Here is an 18117-nt window from a genome sequence, read left to right as displayed (position 1 = left end):
TCTTAAACAATTGGTTCTATTTCTCTTGCGATAACATCTGCTATTGAGGTTTGAGCCAAAACGTTTAGTGTGGCGTCTCTCACATCAATAAATGTTTTCCTAATGCCGCAAGTAACCTCATCATGACACTCATCGCACTTCCTGTAAAATTTTAAACTTGCACAGGGTACCATGGCAATTGGCCCGTCTGTTATCCTTAAGATATCTGCCAGGTAAATGTCTTTGGGATCTTTATTTAAACTATAACCCCCTCCCGCTCCCTTTTTACTATACAGATAACCTGCATTACGCATATCGAGTAAAATCTGCTCCAAAAATTTTCTGGGTATCATTTCCATTTCCGCAAGCCTAACAATCTGCATCGGCGGATTTCCTGTGTTTTTGCCAAGCGCTACAAGTGCTTTTATTGCATATTTAGTTTTCTTAGACAGCATATATAACAAAGCTAATAAAAAGTTTAAGTAAACTTGTTCGTTTTTTAACCCGCTCACGGTATATCAGTGTTGTTTCGTATTTTTACGGCTTCTGATGCGAAATCCCTATGGCACGAATACTAATTATAGAAGACGACCGAACTTTCTCTCAAATATTAGAGGGCTTTTTAAACAAGCACCAACACCACACCAGTATTGCTTATACTGTTAAGAAAGCCCTGGATCTTTTGGAAAGTGATAGTTACGACCTGATTCTTGCAGATTATAGATTACCAGATGGCACCGGTCTTGATGTCATCTCCTCCTTAAGGTCAAAAAATATAGAATTCAGCGTGATCATTATGACAAGCTTTAATGATGTGAGAACTGCAGTTAAATCTATTCAGTTAGGCGCTATAGATTACATTACCAAGCCAGTTAACCCAGATGAGCTGTTAATGGTGATTAACAAAACGCTCAATAAAACAGATAAAAAATCTTTAGGTACAGGTGTAGAACATGGTGATGCCATTAAAGGTAAAAGCAAAATCGCCGATAAACTTAATGAGTACATTTCTTTGGTTGCGCCGACAGAAATGTCTGTAATTGTACAGGGAGAAAGCGGAACAGGAAAGGAATATGCCGCAAGAGCTTTACATATGCAAAGCAAAAGGAAAGACAAGCCTTTTGTTGCGATAGATTGTGGCGCACTTTCTAAGGAACTTGCTGCAAGTGAACTATTTGGGCATGTAAAGGGCGCATTTACAGGTGCCATTAATGATAAAAAAGGTCAGTTTGAAGCTGCAAATGGAGGGACATTATTTTTAGATGAGGTAGGTAACCTCAGCTATGACGTACAAATTAAGCTGTTACGTGCGCTGCAGGAAAAAACAATACAGCCTTTGGGAACCACAAAGAACATCAAGGTAGACGTAAGGGTGATTACCGCTACAAATGACGACCTGAAAAACTCCGTTGCTCAAGGTTCGTTCCGTGAGGATCTGTATCACCGGATGAATGAATTTAAAATACAAATCCCGGCCCTGCGCGACCGTGAAAAAGATTTAGAAATCTTTATTAAACATTTTATAAAGCAATCAAACCTGGAGCTTGGGCGGGAAGTTAAGACACTGGCTCCGGAAGCGAGTGATATTTTAACGAGGTATGATTGGCCTGGAAATTTACGTGAGCTAAAAAATGTGATTAAAAGAATGGTATTGTTGTCTACTACTGAAATTGCCGGGTTAGCATCCTTGCCGGAAGAGATGATAATCGCTGTAAATCAGGCTCAGAAACCAAGTGGAACAGATTTGAAAGCAATTAACGAGGTCAACGAAAAATCACTCATCCTGGAAACCCTCGTAAAAGTTAAGTACAATAAGTCTAAAGCCGCAAAATTGCTCAACATTGACAGGAAAACGTTGTATAGCAAAATGGAGCGTTATGAGATCGAATAATTTGATTCTTCTTTCTGCAACATTTTGAGCGCATGCGATAAAGACGAAAGCAAATTCAATATTTCCAGGCGGTTTTCGGCTATTGAGTTTGAGTTCTCGGTTCTAAGCCTCAATTCCATAACTCTGAATTTTGATGAAAGCTCGTTAATTCCGATCTGTGCAATCCTTCCTGCCATTCTATGCAGCACCAGGGAGGTGAGCTCAACATTATTTTCGCTCAATGCAGCTCTGATCACCTCCGAATCATCCTCGCTGTCTTTGGTGAACTGATCTAATATCTGCCTCATCAGAACTGGATCCCCAAAAGTCATCTTTTTTAATTGCCCAAGATCAGCATTAAGATTTACAGGTAAGTCGATATGATTGCCGTTAATCACGTTTAGCAATTGAATAGATTTAAACGGTTTGGTAATTAAAGCATCGAAACCACTTTTAAGGAGCGCTTCATGCTCATCAGGCAACACTTGAGCAGTGATTGCAACAATCTTTATGTGGCGGTTCCCTTTCAATCTTATTTTTCGGCAAAGTTCCTCCCCACTCATTCCAGGCATACGGATATCCATCAATATGTGCGAAATTCCGATGTCAAGATCTTGTTGCAATAATGCTATAGGGCTATTGAAGCATTGGTAGTCAACACCCGCTTTTCTAAAAATGATGCCGCATAACTCGAGTATCGAGGGATCATCATCCACTACCCAAACTTTGCCCTGGAAATCCTTTTTTAGCGCAGGACTTTCCAAGAGGTGCGGGGCACTTCCAACTGCAGCTGCAAAAGTGAGGTAAAATGTAAATGTACTCCCGATATTGGATTTGCTTTTTACATAGATTCGACCTCCCTGACTCTCAATTAGTGCTTTGACAATTGTAAGGCCTAAGCCGGCGCCTGACTGCCTTCGCAGATCTGTCTGGCTGGCATTAACTTGTTCAAACTCCTCAAAAATCCTTTTCGAATCTTCTTCAGACATCCCTATCCCTGTATCAGCAACGGTGAAAGTGAAATGATGGTCGTTCTCCTTCTTCTTATACTTTACCAATAGGCGGATTTCGCCTTGATCCGTAAATTTCACTGCATTTGCGAGCAGATTTAACAGGACTTGTTTTAATCTAAAGGCGTCGCCGCTAAGTAAACCCAGTTCATTTAGTTCAAAACTCGTTTTCAGTTGCAGTGATTTGGCTTCTGCTTCCGGCTTTATTACGGTGATGATTTCATCAAGAAGCAAGTCCATGTGGAAAGCTTCGTTGACAAAAGTAAACTTACCAGAGATGATCCTGTTATAATCAAGTATCTCGTTAACAATTTGCAAAAGATGTTCGGAGGAGTTGTGAATGGCTTGAACATGATCAGGATCCGGAGTAGCTTTTTCCTCCATGATGAGTTCAGTATAGCCTACAATTGATTGCAAGGGTGTTCTGATCTCATGGCTCATATTTGACAAGAAGCGCTGTTTGGCCATCCCATGATATACGGCCTCATCCTTTGCAATTTCAAGATCATGTCTGTACCTGTTACTCCTGGTAATGTCTGTCAGGATCAGGTAAAGTAACACGATGGTGATCAGCAAGAATGCAAGCAAAATTGCTGTGATCGTATCTATACCAGCATTAACTACTTGCTTTGCCTGGATTGCATTGAGATCAATCTGGGTGAGCACTTTGCTTTCAACCATCCTTAATACTTCGAGCATTTGGGCAGTTAGTTTACTATTCACCCGAGCCAAATCGGCCTCCCTACTTAAGAAGCTCGCATTTTTTTGTCGCTGTTCTACTTCTATATTTTTGAATGATTTCTCAATTCGCCTAATCATTGCATCTTGCGCAGCAAGTGCTATGGTATCCCGTTTAATCCGTTCTTCACTCCTGATCACAAAAGACTGACCGGTTCTACCCTCCTTCTTTTTACCAAATATTTTGTCCAGAAAACTCCTTGGTTTCTGATCATCAGGCAAAAAAGTTGTAGTGGAGGTTTTTTGTTCGGTAGCTAGAATAGTGCTGTCTTTTTTTCCCGGACTTGCTACGGCGATGCTCAGCTGCTTCATGTTGTCTGCCAGCGGCTTGTTATTCATCAATCTGCCCCTGATCAATAAATAATTCAGAAATTGCTTGTCGCGTTCAATAAGCAATCTTTTTATAGTGGCAATTCTGGAAGTTTGAATTGAATCTGTCGCGTAAAGAATCGCGAGCGAATCAATAAGTTTGCGCAGTTGGGCTGATGCCTTAAAAATTTTGCTATAGTTGCCTGGCTCCAATATGGCCTGGCTTTTCTGCTGCTGGTCCAATGTGCCAATATTTCTGGAAATGGAGTTTACAAGTGCTAACCTGCTGCTCGGTGCGGAAACATTATCTACAGTAGTTAGCATTTCCTTGAAGACTGATTTACTTACACTCCAGGCGGTCAATAGTGATACGCAAGCGAGTAGCAGCGCCAATATGATTTTTCCTTTAATTCCTTTGAAGAACTGTCTTTTTTCGGGCATCAATCAAAAGTAGTTTCATTAATAACGGAATTTCAGGCATTGTGTTTTACCCTGCTTGCTGCCGATAGTATTTACTTCTATATTGAATTGGCGATAAACCTGTTAACCTTTTGAAGGTTGTTCTAAACGCTTTATTATCTGTATAGCCCACTTTGTACATCACTTCGTTGACATTTTCCCTGGAAGATTCTAAACTAATTTTAGCAGCCTCCACCTTTACCCGCTGAATATATTCGGCAATGGTATTTGAAGTTGCCTTTTTAAATCTCCTTTCCAGATTTCTTCTACCAATTGCCAGCATAGATGCCAGTTGATCAATGGTAATTTTATCCTGGAAATTGGTTTCAATAAACTGTTGTACCTTTTTAATCGACTCGTCTTCATGTTCTTTCTGCCCTTGAAAAACGGTAAATGAGAGTTGGTTGTCTCTATCCAATTCAATTGCAAACACTTTAGCCGAAAGCACAGCGATTTCCCGGCCGGCATATTTCTCAATAAGGTATAGAATAAGATTTAAATAAGAAAAGGCTCCCCCACTGGAATACAAGCCATGTTCATCTGTTATGATTTTTTCAGTAACCAGGCTCACCTCTGGGAATAACTTTTTGAAGTCATTCTCGGCTAACCAATGTGTAGCACATTTCTTCCCGTTCAGCAATCCAGTAGAAGCCAATAGGAATGCGCCCAGGCAAAGACTTGCCACTTCGGCTCCCGAATTATACTGGCTGATGATCCATGGAATAAATTCCCTATTGTTTTCTATGGCGAGATTGAGGTCCCCATCCAAAGCCGGAATAATAATCAAATCCGTTTTCTTTACGTCAGCAATTGTGCGGTCTGCATTAACGGTAAATAAGCCACCGCTTACCGGAGTCTCCCTGGCAAGGCCAATAAGTTCCACCTTGAAAATTGGATCTAAACCCCGCATTTGGTAAAATGAATTAACCTGGCTAAGAACCTGTCTTGAGCCTTCAAGGCTACCCAAAATGGCACCCTTTGGAACAAGTATAGAAATATGCTTCATAACTTAAAATTAGGGAAATATTTGCATTGTTTAAGCATTCAGGATCTGAATGGGTGGTGTATTGAGTGTCTTCCGACTACTCATTACACCAGTTAATACAATAATTAAGCATATAGATAAGAATATAATCATCACAGGTATAATCGGTACGGCCAATACTGCATCAAATACAAATATGGACAATGCCCAACTGGCAAATAATGACAGTAAAACCCCGGTACCTGCAGCAAATACCCCAAGAAAAGCATATTCCACGACGGTGATAATGATAATTTGCCGTTTACTTGCCCCTAAAGTCCGCAGTAGGACAATTTCCTTTAAGCGCTGACTTTTACTTGTGAGCACGGCAGATATCAATACAACCCATCCAGTGGCCATACTGAATGAGGCCATGAACTGAATTACGAAAGTAATTTTAGAAAGTAAGTCCTCCACCACTTTTATAATTAATCCCAAATCTATTACTGAAACGTTTGGAAAATTCCTTACTACCGCTCCCTGAAACTTTGCTGACACAGACTCGGATGGAACTTTTGTCATCAATACATGGAACTGTGGTGCATCTTCCAAGACCCCTTTGGGGAAAACTACTCTAAAGTTAGTTTGCATCCTGGTCCAGTTTACTTCTCGAAAACTGCCAATAATTGTTGAGATGGGTAATCCCTGAACATTAAAAAGTACGGTATCTCCTATCTTTACATTAATGCGCTTTGCATAGCCATCTTCCAGGGAAACAAATACGTTCCCATCCTTTTCGACATTCCCTTGCCATTTGCCTTTAACTATCTTCTCCGCGGAAGTGAGTGTATCCTGAAACGTGACGCGTAATTCTCCCTGTAATGCTCTTGCTTCTCGCCCCTCTCCTTTTGAGGTACGGCCGTTAATCTTATCAATCCTAACCGTGACTACTGGAACCTGCGCAATTACCGGCAGTCCAAACTTCTTTGCGAGCGTGGCCGCTGCATCTTTTTGACTGCTCTGAATATCGAATAGAATCATATTTGCCTGGCTCTTTGAAGAAGATACCTGAACCCGTTGAACCAGTATTTGCTGTATTAAAAACAGGGTGCATATTAATGTTGTTGACAGACCGATGGAAACTGTAAGCATTAGGGTCTGGTTGTTTGGCCGGTAAAGATTTGAAAATCCCTGTCTGTATAAATAAGAGGAAAACCTGCTAACCAGCTTTCTAACAAGGAACATTAGCAATTTTGAAATGCCATATAACACCAAACAGGCCAGCAAAATAGCCAAGCAGAAAGCTAGCGCATCAATCCAGTTGTTCATTTGGAGACGAGAAAAACCAAGTACAAAAAGGCCGATACCCAGGTACACAACTATCAAAAGGTAATCCATTCCTTTCCGTTCTTTTTCCAGGGACTGCCTGATGGCGTTTAGCGGCGAAATGCTTCTTACTGCCAGCAATGCCGGCAACGCAAACAATACGGAAATAAAGGCTCCCAAAAATACTCCCTGAACTACTGCCGACCAGGAAACCTGCATACTCAATTCAACAGGAATGAAATCTTTAAAAACAACGGGAAGAACAAACTGGAGCATCGTTCCGCAAAAGGCGCCAATTAGAGCGCCAATCAACCCTAACACTATGACTTGGATCAAATAGATTAAAAAAGCCTCCCGGGTTCGTAAACCCAGGCATCTGAGTGTGGCAATTGTAGTCAATTTTTCCTTGATGTAAACCTGAATTGAACTCCCCACTCCTATACATCCAAGTAAAAGGGCTATGAAGCCGGATAGTGCTAAGAATCTGCTAACATCCTGAAAGGACTTGCCTATCCGTTCTTTTCTTGAAGCGACAGTTTCGGTATCGAGCCCTTCTTTTTCAAACAAAGGATGGAGCCTTTTTAGATCGTTCTTAAGCTGTATATCACTATTGTACTTAAAGTAAAATTTATACTGAATCCTGCTTCCGATTTTAGTGAGACCTGTTTGCTCCAAATACCTTAATGGAATATAAACAATGGGGGCGACAGTCGAGGAAATTCCAGACTGTCCGGGTGCTTTGTCCAACGACCCGCATATTAAAAAGCTGAGCGATCCAACTTTAATAGAATCACCTTCCCTGGCATTATATTGAAGCATTACTGTGCGGTCAACCAATGCGCCCCTTTCCATACTCCTGAATTTACCTGCGGCATTTAGAGGTGTAGTTTCTAAACTGCCATAGTATGGAAAATTACCCTCAAGCGCTTTTACCTGCACGAGCCTGCTCTGATCCGTTTTCAGAAAGTAAACCATAGAAGCAAAGCTTCGCTCCGTTGCAGTTTCATCACCTAATTTTGACAGGACCTGCATGGTCTTTGCAGAAACAGGTTTGCGGGACTCAACCGTTAAATCAGCTCCCGTTAAGGTTTTCGCCTGATCGTCAATGTCCTGCTCCATATTATCCTTAAAGGAATATACGGCTACAAGCGCAGCAATTCCAAGAACAATTGAGGAAACGAACAACAGTAATCGCGACCGATTTTTTCGTGCGTCGCGCCAAGCCATTTTAAGTAGCCAGTTAAAGCCGACCTTACTGTGGGTTGTAGACAAATGATTATTTTGCATCGGATCCATCAGCAATTATTTTACCCCCCTTTAGTTTGATCACCCGGCCGGTACGGCTAGCAAGCTCTGGATCGTGAGTAACAATAACCAGCGTTGTCCCTGCTTCACTATTTAAATTAAACATCAATCGCTCCACTTTTTCACTGGTTTCCGCATCGAGGTTGCCTGTGGGCTCATCGGCAAACAAAATTGCCGGACGATTGGAAAATGCTCTTGCTAGTGAAACCCTTTGCTGCTCTCCACCAGAGAGTTGTAATGGGTAATGATGAGATCGGTTGGCGAGGCCCACTCTATCCAGCAAATCCAAGGCGTAGCCACTTACGTCCCTTTCTCCACGAAGCTCCATCGGAACCATTACATTTTCAAGCGCCGTCAATGTTGGAATGAGCTGAAAGTTTTGAAAAATAAACCCAATATGATGATTTCGAACTGCTGCGCGTTCATCCTCCGAGAGGAAATCTAATGTTATACCATTTAAAGTGACCGAGCCGGAGGAGGTACTATCCAGACCGGCACAAAGTCCGAGCAAAGTAGTTTTCCCACTACCTGACGGCCCTGTAATTGCGACAGTTTCACCTGCGTTTATTGTAAAGTTGACATCATCCAAAACAGTTAAGCTTTTACCAGCACTTTTATATGTTTTCGTTACGTGTTCAATTTCTAGGATCTTATTTGACGGCATAGTATTTGACTTACTCAATATCTAATTGTTAAAATGTAAATTTATACTTTTATCACACCAATATGTCACGTCTCAGCACCTTAGGAGTATTAATTTTAGCTTTAAATATGCTTTTCGCCTGTAGTGGAAAGAAAAGTGAAAAAGAAAAGCCAAACACAGGATCAGATACGATGAAAAATGAAAATCAGGTGGCTTCCCGTAAATCAATTTTATTCTTTGGAACAAGTTTAACTGCTGGCTATGGCCTTGAATCTATAGATGCAGCTTACCCACAGTTGATCCAGAAAAAAATAGACTCATTAAATCTACCATACGAGGTGATAAACGCGGGATTAAGTGGCGAAACTTCTGCAGCTGGAAAAAATAGAATTGATTGGATGTTAAAGAAGCACATTGATATTTTTGTACTGGAACTCGGTGCTAACGACGGCCTGCGGGGCGTACCAGTTAAAGAAACCACTGTAAATTTGCAAGACATCATCGATAAGGTTAAACAAAAATACCCAAATGCCAAATTAATGCTTGCTGGTATGGAAGTACCACCTAATATGGGCGAAAAGTACGCTACAGATTTTAGGAATATGTTCAAAATGTTGGCCGCGGAAAATCAAATGGCTTTTTTGCCATTTCTACTACAGGATGTTGCGGGCATTCCTTCCTTGAACCAGGCCGACGGTATTCACCCCACAGCAAAGGGGCAAATCATTGTCGCAAAAAACGTATGGTCTAAGCTCAAAGATTTACTCTAGCAGATTTTTCACGCTGGAAAACATCTTTATCATAAGTGTGTTATAGATTTTACATCTTGAAACAACCAAAGTTTATGAGAAAGCTATTCCTCCTATTTGCAGCGGCCGCAATTGCAGGCGCATGTAACAATACCAATAAGACCAATCCTAAAGATGTTGCGGACACTATATCGACAGAAAAGAGCGCAGCACAATTAGCACTTCCCGCACCGGACACCAATGCTGCAAAGACGAAATTCAGCAAAGTTATAGGGTGGCCGGATGGCGTTACTCCAAAGGCACCGGCAGGCTTTACAGTAACAAAGTTTGCTTCCGGCATAAAAAGTCCAAGAAACATTTACGTTGCACCCAATGGGGACATCCTTGTTGTTCTCTCCAATTCAGAGCGCTCAGTGAAGGAAAAAATTGTGAGTACAGTTACCGGAAAATCAAAATCTGAAGTGGCGGGAGCGAGCGAAAATACCGTTGTATTATTTCGCGATTTAGACCATGATGGGAAACCAGAATTGCGATCAGATTTAATTAAAGGACTCAACCAACCCTTTGGTATTTTAATTATCGGGAATGCGCTATATGTAGCAAATACAGATGGCCTAATGATGTTCCCCTATAAAACAGGAGATACGAAGATCACGGCGAAAGGCAAGCTAATATTGAGTTTACCGGCAGGGGGGTATAATAATCACTGGACACGAAACCTAATTGCAAATAGCGACAATTCAAAAATTTATGTCTCCGTTGGGTCGGGAAGTAATGCCGCAGAAAATGGGATGGAAAATGAATTGAGGAGGGCAAATATATTGGAGATTAATCCTGACGGAACAGGAGAGACGATTTATGCAAGTGGCCTTCGTAATCCAGTTGGTATGGCATGGGCCCCCGGTACAAAAACATTATGGACTGCAGTTAATGAACGAGACGGTTTAGGCGATAATTTAGTGCCAGATTACATCACGAGTGTTAAGCAAGGGGGATTTTACGGCTGGCCATATTCCTACTACGGGCAACACCAGGACCCTAGATTAAAAGGACAAAAGCCTGAACTCGTAGCCAAAGCGATTGTACCTGATTTTGCAACAGGCGCACATACCGCTTCTCTTGGACTTACATTTTACACAGGACAAAGTTTTCCAAAACCATATCATAATGGCGCTTTTATCGGACAGCATGGCTCTTGGAACAGATCTGAGCTATCTGGTTATAAAGTAGCTTTCGTGCCTTTTAGCAATGGAAAGCCAAACGGAACATTACAAGATTTCTTAACAGGATTTATTGCGGATGAAGAGAAAGGGGAAGTTTATGGCAGACCGGTAGGTGTTGCCGTTACACCAGATGGCGCTTTACTCGTTGCCGATGATGTAAGCAGCACCGTGTGGCGGGTAGCTATGAAATAAGTGGCATAATTTTTCGTAACAAAGGGTATGATCAAATCAAGCAAGCCGCATTATTCCGGCATTAAAACAATTCTCATTATTATTCTGGCTGCAACTTCTTTTTTAACTTCGTGTAAGAAAAAAGTTAGGTCTGACATTTCAAAAGTTTTGTTTGCAGAGACAAAAAACAAAGCATTCAAGAATCTAAATGCCGATACGTTTGCAGTAGTTATGGAAAAATTGCTGGTTGAAGAAAAAGCCCAGCTGGGTAATCCAAAGTTGATTACTGCATATTACACCGCTAACGACTTTGAGCCTAAATTGGTCCTTAAACATTTCCCAAAGGGCGAACTAAAAAATGTGCCGGAGTTTTTAAGTAAGTCGGCCGAACATGGTTTGGATCCTCGACTATTTAACGCAGTCCGAATTTCGGAACTCGTAAATAAATTTTATGACAAGAAAGCAATTAAAACCCCAGAAGAGGCATATAAAGACCTTGCACATCTGGAAATTTTAATAGCCAACTCTTTGATCGACTACAGTAATGCATTGCAATTCGGAGTACTTAGCCCCAGGAAAATTTACGCCAATTATTACACAGAAACCAAGAGACCTGACAGTGTGAGCATGATGAAGGTGTTTGAAGTAAATAACATACATAATTTCTTAGATAGCATCCAACCCAAAGACCCACAATACATTGCACTACAAAAGGCATTGCAGACGGGGATTTCTGGTACTGGCCTATCGGCAGAGGATGGCAGCCGTATCTTAAAAGCGAACCTGGAACGGTTACGCTGGAAAAACAAGCCAAAAGAAAATAAATACGTGATAGTAAATATCGCTGATTTCAGTCTGGATGTAATAGAAAATGGAAAATCAGCCCTAAAGATGAAAGTATGTGTTGGAGAAGGAAGAAATAAAGATTTTACCGCTTCACTTAAAGAATACGATGAAACCGGTTTGAGCAAGGATAGACCATTTTCAAGAGAGACACCTCAGTTAAATAGCAAGATCCACAGTGTTCAGGTCAATCCGATATGGAATATCCCAGAAAGTATTGCAACAAAAGAAATCGTTAAGTATGCTGCTAATGACAGGTTTTATCTTTCGAGCAAAAATATCGATGTATACCTAAATGGTAAGATTGTTGAAGATCCCGAAACGATAGATTTTTCTGCAGCTGATGCCGGAACCAAGTACAGCTTCAAGCAAAGACCGGGTGATGATAATTCTCTTGGAAAAATTAAGTTCCTTTTCCAAAATGACGAAAGCGTATATCTGCATGACACTCCGGCGAAAGCAGCATTTAATCTCCCTATGCGAGCTGTAAGTCATGGTTGCGTACGTCTTGAAAAACCGCTTGAATTAGCAAGGGTATTATTTGGTGAAGGAGATAAATTTAAAACAATCAGTAGCCAGATGCAAAGTGAAAACCCCGAGGCTAAAGACATTGTGCTTAAGCCTCAGGTTCCAGTGTACTTAACCTATGTAACGGCGTGGTCAGATGATAACGGCACCTTACAGTTTAGAAAAGATGTTTATGGTCTTGATATCGTATTAGATAGTTATTTGCAAAGGCTAACGGCAAAATTATAGCCTGTTAATTACTGGCAATAACACTTCTAGTTAAACTGTCTGCGTTTTTTGATGGGTTAGCATGAGCAAGATCTGCCGCCAAATGTGTATCTAAAAATTTGGAAACATAACGCTGATCGCTACCATTTATGAAGAGAACGGTTTTATCTGAAATGGTATTGATCACTTCATTTGCCAGTTCAGGAGCTACTGCAGGACAACCCTGGCTTCGACCTAATCTTCCTAGCGCATTAATAGTTCCCTGACCTACGTAGGATGCGCCGTGAACGACTATAGAGCGTTTACGTGCGTTATCGTTATAACCATCATCCATTCCGTCAAGTTTTAAAGACCGGCCGTGCTTGCCACTGTAAATTTCTCCAGTAACATAGAAGCCCAAACTGCTTTGAAAAGAATCATTCACGTTGGAAAAATGTGTAGCCATATCGGATCCGCTTCCCTGTCCGTGTGCAACCCAGGTATTCAACAACAATGACTTCTTGTCAAGATCGATAATCCACAGCCTTTTTGAAGTACTTGGTCTATCCATGTCGGCAATACTGATCACTGATTTAGAATTTGAAACCTTGCCCATCATTTTCAAATTGAAATAACCCGTGATGGCTTTCTCAAACACGACTTTGCTTAACCCAGAACTTTCCAAATGAACGGAATCATAAAGATCACTTACGTATTTATTGTATAAGGAATCTTCTGATGCAGTACGCACGATTGGGCTTGTCTCAACAGGAGACTTCCAGCTTAATGTAAATAGCGAAAAAGTGATTAAGAGAACACCTGCTCCGCCTAAAATGTATTTTCTCATAGAATCTGTTTTTGTAACTCTGTGTGTTTATACTTTATTAGGTAAGTTTGCGTCAAATAGATGGGTTTTGTTGAATGTTAATATTTAAAAGTATAACAAATATACGAAATTGTTACAAAACAAAATGTCCCTTTTATGTCTTTTACTATACTGTGACATCTCTATCGTAACCATAAACTTTATGGTAGGTGATGTATGAAACCAGTAATACTGCGAATAAAATCACTGCTGTAATGGCGTCTCTACCAAATCCATCAAGGTAAATATGGCCAATGAAGGCACTAACATAAACAATACCGATGGCAGTATAACCCCATTCTTTTAGCCTTACCGGCAATTTTGGGATAATCAATATCAAACCGCCGATAAACTGTCCAATACCGACCGTAGTTCCTAGCCATTGCGGAATTTGCATGTGACGCATTCCTTCCTGCGCCATGGGGCTATTCATAAAGAAGATTCCTGGCAGGATGAATAACGCAAGTAGTCCTGTAGTAATCCAATAAATAATTTTTGTGCTTTTTCTAGTCATGGTTTTTTTGGTTTTAATTTGAATATAACAAAATTAGGAACCGAAAACCAAAATTAATGAGGGTATGAACGACAATTTATGGGGTAGGTTACGACAACTGCAACAAAAAATGCGGCAGTAATAATTAGCATTTGCGTAATCATTACTGCCGCAGCAAGCAATTTATATCTTAAAATTAAAGCGTACGAATCTTGATATTTCTCCAATAGCTGGAACCAGGATGCTCTTGAAGTGCAATTTTTCCCTTTGCAACTTTAGCAAAATCAGAAAAATAAGCATCTTTAAATTTGCTGTTAGCTACTAGTTTGTTCCATTCATCACTACCTATTTGTCCTTCAAATGTTTTAATGCCATTCAAGTAAAAAGTAAGGTGGCCTTTATTCTGGATCAATCTAACTTTGTTCCATTCTCCTACTGGTTTAGGTTTTGACACTGATGCATCACCTGCCATGTCATAAAGACAACCGGCAAGGTGGTTTTCTTTTTTGTTATCATCTGCATTGATATTATCTAAAACTTGCATTTCAGGACCAGTTGTGTACGTCGCTCCGTATTTAGGATCTTCCTGAATATCGAAAATCAGCCCACTGTTACTTCCTTTTGCAACTTTCCATTCCAGGTTCAGTTCATAGTTCTCATAAACCTCGTTAGTCACCAGGTCTCCTCCTCCATTTCTTGGTTTAGTCTGATCGAACATAATTGCACCATCAACAACTTGCCACTTAGACCCTACGGTATCACGCAGGTAAGTATGCCATCCTTTGGTGGATTTGCCATCAAACAATAATTTCCAGCCTTCCTTTTTTTCTTTTTTAGTAAGGGAATTAGGCTGCTGCGCAAATGATGCAGTACATAGCAGCATCAAGGCTACAACAGCGGTAAATGATTTCTTCATGTGTAATTAAATTTAGGAATACTAAGGTAATTCAAAAAAACAATATTTTATCCATGTAACGACTTTTACACTCAATAGGTATTGAAGGATAAAAGTATTTTCGATTCTGTTAATATAATTTGGAATTATTAAAAATAATATTCTATTTTAGAATAACCAAATTAAACCAAACCAACTGTATGCCATTTATTGCACTTGAAGACCATCTTCCTGGAATAACCGGATTGCTGGAGTTTAGTAAAACCACTGCACAGCCAATACGCGATCTCACCCAATTTTTATTACGCGGGCCTTCTTCTCTGACTGAGGCAGAGCGAGAACTGATTGCTACAGTAGTTTCTCATGGCAATGCGTGTACATTCTGTACTACGGCACACACTGCCGCTGCAGATTTACTTGCCGGGGAATCGCATACTGCTCAGAAAGTTAAAGAAGACATTGATACTGCACCTGTAACTGAGAAAATGAAAGCCCTTCTTCACATTGCCAAGGCAACTGGAAAAGGCGGCAAACAGGTTACCGATGCACACATCAAGCAAGCTAAAGCTGAAGGAGCAACTGATATTGAAATACATGATACGGTACTCATCGCAGCTCTTTTCTGTTTGTATAACCGATACGTGGATGGGCTGGGAACCTCACTGCCTGCGGATCCAGCGTATTACGATGTTTTAGCCGATCGACTGGTTAATCATGGTTATACCAGGCTGCCTCAGGGCTACGATCACCTTAAAAAATAACAACAACCAATATAAACCAACCAAATCAGACAACATGAAGAAAGTTCTACTTTTTGTATTACTACTGTGCTCAATTAACCTCCTGGCACAGGACATTAAACTCACCGGATCCGTAAACTCAACTGAAAATAATACTCCAATCATTAGTGCCAGCGTGAAGGTGAAAAACAAAATAGCTGGTACCACCACCAACAGCAACGGAGCATTTACGTTAAACTATAATGGCAAGCTCCCGCTGACACTGATCGTTTCCGCAATAGGTTTTGAAACTAAAGAGATTGAAGTATCTTCAGCCGGCCAAATCTCAACGATAGCTTTAAACCCGCAGCCTGTTATGCTTAACGAAGTAGTAACATCCGCCGCCCGCGTTAGCCAAAGTATCCTGCAATCACCTGTAAGCATAGAAAAGATGTCGCTTAAAACGATTAAAGAGAATCCTTCATTTACTTATTACGATGGATTGCAAAGTCTTAAAGGCATGGAGGCGGTAACCAGTAGTGTTACTTACAAACAGGTTAACACCCGGGGGTTCAACACTACCGGGAATTCCAGATTTCTCCAGTTGGTAGATGGAGTAGACAACCAAACCCCGGGGCTAAATTTCTCAGTGGGAAATCTTTTTGGCGCATCGGACCTCGACATCGAATCTGCGGAAGTTATTCCGGGAGCTGCTTCAGCACTCTATGGTCCGGTAGCATTTAATGGATTATTAAACATCAAAACCAAAGATCCTTTCACTTATCAGGGCCTATCCTATCAGATAAAAACTGGAATAAATCACCTGGGTTCAAATCAAGGAGGATCTAAGGAGCTCAATGATTTTGCTTTGAGATATGCACATGCCTTTAACGATCGCTTTGCGGTAAAGATCAATGCATCCTATTTACAGGGAGTAGATTGGTACGCCAATGATTACACAGACATAAGTTCAACTACCGCTCCAGAACTGCGAGGCCCGAATAATCCGGCAAAGGACGGGCTGAATATATACGGCGATGAGGCTTCAAGAAACCTGCCTGGTATTGGAGTGGTATCACGTACAGGTTATGAGGAGCAAAACCTAATGAACTATAATGTATATAGCCTTAAGTTAAACGGTGCATTGCACTATCGCATTTCCAATGGCTTGGAGGCCATCTATCAATACAACTATGGAGTAGGTACTGCAAGCTACACTGGCAGCAGCCGCTTTGACCTTAACAATTTTGTACTTCAAAATCATAGATTGGAATTGAAGGGAAGTAACTTTTTTGTCCGCAGCTATGTAGTTACAGAAAACTCCCACGACTCTTACAATACCCGTTCGTTGGCTCAGTTCATTAACCGTGATTGGGTAAAAGACCTCAACGGAAATACAGTAGCCCCTAACCTTGCAGACGACACCTGGTTTGCACGATATACCGCGGCGTTTAACGGAACAAGACCCGGAGTTGTAGGAAACAATCATTCCGCAGCCCGCACATTCGCAGATCAGGGAAGATTTTTGCCTGGATCGGATGCTTTCGAAAAATCAAAAGATGCTTCCATCCACAACTACGGACTAAGTGGTGCTGGTGTATTCAGTAACAGTAAATTCTACCATACAGACGCACAGTATGATTTTTCAAATGCCGTTAAAGTAGTTGAACTACTTGCAGGAGGAAGTTTCCGCAATTATAAAATGTTTACCAATGGAAGTCTGTTTGACGACAAGACTAACAAGATCGGTATCAAAGAATATGGCGCTTTCCTGCAGGCAGGTAAGAAGCTTTTGGATGAGAAACTAAAACTAAGTGCATCCATCCGTTATGATAAAAATGAGAACTTTAAAGGAAGTGTTACCCCTCGTTTCTCTGGTGTATATACTGTTAATCAAGTTCACAATTTCAGGGCTTCGTACCAAACAGGCTTCAGAAATCCAACTCCTGTTGATCAGTTCATTCACCTGAATGTTGGGCCGATTACGATTCTTGGTGGTGCTCCGAGTAATAGTGCAGGCTTAAACGTTTATGAGAACTCTTTCACGGCGGCATCTGTTAACCTGTTCGGCCCCGCTGTTGGTGCAGCGATTGCTGGAGGCGCGACACCTCCAAATGCCATTAACCAAAACAAACAGCTATTGGTTAAATCAAATGTGGCTTACATTAAGCCCGAACAACAGAAAGCTTATGAATTTGGTTACAAAAGCCTGATCAATGAGAAATTATTGGTAGACCTTAATTATTACCACAGTTCTTATACCAACTTCCTACTCAACACTGTAGTGATAAAGCCTACCGCTAACGTCTTATTACCAGACGGAACAGTTAATCCTGTTGCAGCCGGGGAGGTTGCAGCACGTACAGTAAGTGCATTTCAGCTTTATACAAATGCTACAGACAAAGTTTCTGCTCAGGGAGTAAGCGCAGGTCTAACTTATTTATTTGACAAAGGGTATGTTCTGGGCGGTAATGCAACCTGGTCTGATTTTAACTTAGGCAGTGCAAACATTAATAATATTGCACAATTCAATACGCCGGAATATAGTACAAATGCAACTTTTGGTAATTCAAATGCCTTTAACAATGTGGGCTTTAATGTAGCCTGGCACTGGCAAAGTGCGTTTGATTGGTATGGTACTTTTAATGGTGTAAGACCGGGTCGTATCAAAGCATATTCTATGGTAGATGCGCAGATCAATAAAAAAATACCCTCCATCAATACTACAATTAAACTAGGCGGAAGCAATATTTTCAACAAATATGTTTCACAGGCATATGGCTCCCCTGCAGTTGGAGCAGTGTATTATGTAGCCCTTTTATTTGATAACCCTCTTAAATAG

Annotated in this window: 14 protein-coding genes; 6 read left to right on the top strand and 8 right to left on the bottom strand. The window is 40.9% G+C overall.

All coding sequences use genetic code 11. The features are described 5' to 3' along the window. Positions 1-2 precede the first annotated feature (2 nt). Positions 3-434, bottom strand: coding sequence for an RrF2 family transcriptional regulator (locus ACXZ1K_RS06300; RefSeq protein ID WP_458972534.1), 432 nt, complete (start codon positions 432-434; stop codon positions 3-5). A 107-nt stretch (positions 435-541) separates the two neighbouring features. Here ACXZ1K_RS06300 and ACXZ1K_RS06295 point away from each other — a divergent pair, with 107 nt between their 5' ends. Next, entirely contained in the window at positions 542-1870 is a 1329-nt protein-coding gene (locus ACXZ1K_RS06295) for a sigma-54-dependent transcriptional regulator (protein WP_458972533.1), read from the top strand. Here the strand turns inward: ACXZ1K_RS06295 and ACXZ1K_RS06290 are convergent. The 4 genes from ACXZ1K_RS06290 to ACXZ1K_RS06275 are packed head-to-tail and all read right to left on the bottom strand — an operon-like array spanning position 1855 to position 8642. After that, positions 1855-4347, bottom strand: coding sequence for a hybrid sensor histidine kinase/response regulator (locus ACXZ1K_RS06290; RefSeq protein WP_458972532.1), 2493 nt, complete (start codon positions 4345-4347; stop codon positions 1855-1857). The two genes, ACXZ1K_RS06295 and ACXZ1K_RS06290, sit on opposite strands and share 16 nt — an antisense overlap. Positions 4348-4393: 46 nt before the next feature. Next, entirely contained in the window at positions 4394-5371 is a 978-nt protein-coding gene (locus tag ACXZ1K_RS06285) for a GlxA family transcriptional regulator (RefSeq protein WP_458972531.1), read from the bottom strand. 30 nt (positions 5372-5401) lie between these two features. Further along, positions 5402-7951 (bottom strand): ABC transporter permease, encoded by a 2550-nt coding sequence (locus ACXZ1K_RS06280; protein WP_458972530.1) that lies wholly within the window; start codon positions 7949-7951, stop codon positions 5402-5404. Next, positions 7932-8642 (bottom strand): ABC transporter ATP-binding protein, encoded by a 711-nt coding sequence (locus tag ACXZ1K_RS06275; protein ID WP_458972529.1) that lies wholly within the window; start codon positions 8640-8642, stop codon positions 7932-7934. The genes ACXZ1K_RS06280 and ACXZ1K_RS06275 overlap by 20 nt, the downstream gene beginning before the upstream one ends. Positions 8643-8686: 44 nt before the next feature. Here ACXZ1K_RS06275 and ACXZ1K_RS06270 point away from each other — a divergent pair, with 44 nt between their 5' ends. The 3 genes from ACXZ1K_RS06270 to ACXZ1K_RS06260 all read left to right on the top strand — a co-directional run bounded on the left by ACXZ1K_RS06270 (position 8687) and on the right by ACXZ1K_RS06260 (position 12345). Continuing rightward, entirely contained in the window at positions 8687-9373 is a 687-nt protein-coding gene (locus ACXZ1K_RS06270; RefSeq protein ID WP_458972528.1) for an arylesterase, read from the top strand. A gap of 74 nt (positions 9374-9447) precedes the next feature. Next, complete coding sequence (locus ACXZ1K_RS06265) at positions 9448-10767, top strand: PQQ-dependent sugar dehydrogenase (RefSeq protein ID WP_458972527.1); 1320 nt, start codon at positions 9448-9450, stop codon at positions 10765-10767. 27 nt (positions 10768-10794) lie between these two features. Further along, positions 10795-12345 carry a L,D-transpeptidase scaffold domain-containing protein gene (locus tag ACXZ1K_RS06260; protein WP_458972526.1) on the top strand — a complete coding sequence of 517 codons (1551 nt, stop codon included), beginning with the start codon at positions 10795-10797 and terminating at the stop codon, positions 12343-12345. Positions 12346-12349: 4 nt separating this feature from the next. Here the strand turns inward: ACXZ1K_RS06260 and ACXZ1K_RS06255 are convergent, their stop codons facing one another. From ACXZ1K_RS06255 to ACXZ1K_RS06245, 3 genes are all read right to left on the bottom strand, one after another. Next, positions 12350-13150 carry a murein L,D-transpeptidase catalytic domain family protein gene (locus ACXZ1K_RS06255; RefSeq protein ID WP_458972525.1) on the bottom strand — a complete coding sequence of 267 codons (801 nt, stop codon included), beginning with the start codon at positions 13148-13150 and terminating at the stop codon, positions 12350-12352. A gap of 145 nt (positions 13151-13295) precedes the next feature. Beyond that, complete coding sequence (locus tag ACXZ1K_RS06250; protein ID WP_458972524.1) at positions 13296-13682, bottom strand: DoxX family protein; 387 nt, start codon at positions 13680-13682, stop codon at positions 13296-13298. Positions 13683-13857: 175 nt separating this feature from the next. Further along, positions 13858-14577 carry a 3-keto-disaccharide hydrolase gene (locus tag ACXZ1K_RS06245; RefSeq protein ID WP_458972523.1) on the bottom strand — a complete coding sequence of 240 codons (720 nt, stop codon included), beginning with the start codon at positions 14575-14577 and terminating at the stop codon, positions 13858-13860. A 179-nt stretch (positions 14578-14756) separates the two neighbouring features. Between ACXZ1K_RS06245 and ACXZ1K_RS06240 the strand changes: the two genes are divergently transcribed. Together ACXZ1K_RS06240 and ACXZ1K_RS06235 are read left to right on the top strand one after the other, a co-directional pair. After that, positions 14757-15317, top strand: coding sequence for a carboxymuconolactone decarboxylase family protein (locus ACXZ1K_RS06240; protein WP_458972522.1), 561 nt, complete (start codon positions 14757-14759; stop codon positions 15315-15317). 34 nt (positions 15318-15351) lie between these two features. Then, the gene (locus tag ACXZ1K_RS06235; RefSeq protein WP_458972521.1) at positions 15352-18117 is read left to right on the top strand and encodes a TonB-dependent receptor domain-containing protein; all 2766 of its coding nucleotides are present in this window, start codon (positions 15352-15354) and stop codon (positions 18115-18117) included.

Source organism: Pedobacter jaeyakensis, assembly GCF_054461315.1.
This window is presented reverse-complemented; position numbering and strand designations above follow the sequence as displayed.

What these genes read in the sequence shown, in the direction of transcription:
- ACXZ1K_RS06235 (WP_458972521.1), top strand. Translation starts at nt 15,352, where the DNA reads ATGAAGAAAGTTCTACTTTTTGTATTACTACTGTGCTCAATTAACCTC.
- ACXZ1K_RS06255 (WP_458972525.1), bottom strand. Translation starts at nt 13,150, where the DNA reads ATGAGAAAATACATTTTAGGCGGAGCAGGTGTTCTCTTAATCACTTTT.
- ACXZ1K_RS06300 (WP_458972534.1), bottom strand. Translation starts at nt 434, where the DNA reads ATGCTGTCTAAGAAAACTAAATATGCAATAAAAGCACTTGTAGCGCTT.
- ACXZ1K_RS06260 (WP_458972526.1), top strand. Translation starts at nt 10,795, where the DNA reads ATGATCAAATCAAGCAAGCCGCATTATTCCGGCATTAAAACAATTCTC.
- ACXZ1K_RS06295 (WP_458972533.1), top strand. Translation starts at nt 542, where the DNA reads ATGGCACGAATACTAATTATAGAAGACGACCGAACTTTCTCTCAAATA.
- ACXZ1K_RS06280 (WP_458972530.1), bottom strand. Translation starts at nt 7,951, where the DNA reads ATGGATCCGATGCAAAATAATCATTTGTCTACAACCCACAGTAAGGTC.
- ACXZ1K_RS06245 (WP_458972523.1), bottom strand. Translation starts at nt 14,577, where the DNA reads ATGAAGAAATCATTTACCGCTGTTGTAGCCTTGATGCTGCTATGTACT.
- ACXZ1K_RS06290 (WP_458972532.1), bottom strand. Translation starts at nt 4,347, where the DNA reads ATGCCCGAAAAAAGACAGTTCTTCAAAGGAATTAAAGGAAAAATCATA.
- ACXZ1K_RS06285 (WP_458972531.1), bottom strand. Translation starts at nt 5,371, where the DNA reads ATGAAGCATATTTCTATACTTGTTCCAAAGGGTGCCATTTTGGGTAGC.
- ACXZ1K_RS06250 (WP_458972524.1), bottom strand. Translation starts at nt 13,682, where the DNA reads ATGACTAGAAAAAGCACAAAAATTATTTATTGGATTACTACAGGACTA.
- ACXZ1K_RS06240 (WP_458972522.1), top strand. Translation starts at nt 14,757, where the DNA reads ATGCCATTTATTGCACTTGAAGACCATCTTCCTGGAATAACCGGATTG.
- ACXZ1K_RS06270 (WP_458972528.1), top strand. Translation starts at nt 8,687, where the DNA reads ATGTCACGTCTCAGCACCTTAGGAGTATTAATTTTAGCTTTAAATATG.
- ACXZ1K_RS06265 (WP_458972527.1), top strand. Translation starts at nt 9,448, where the DNA reads ATGAGAAAGCTATTCCTCCTATTTGCAGCGGCCGCAATTGCAGGCGCA.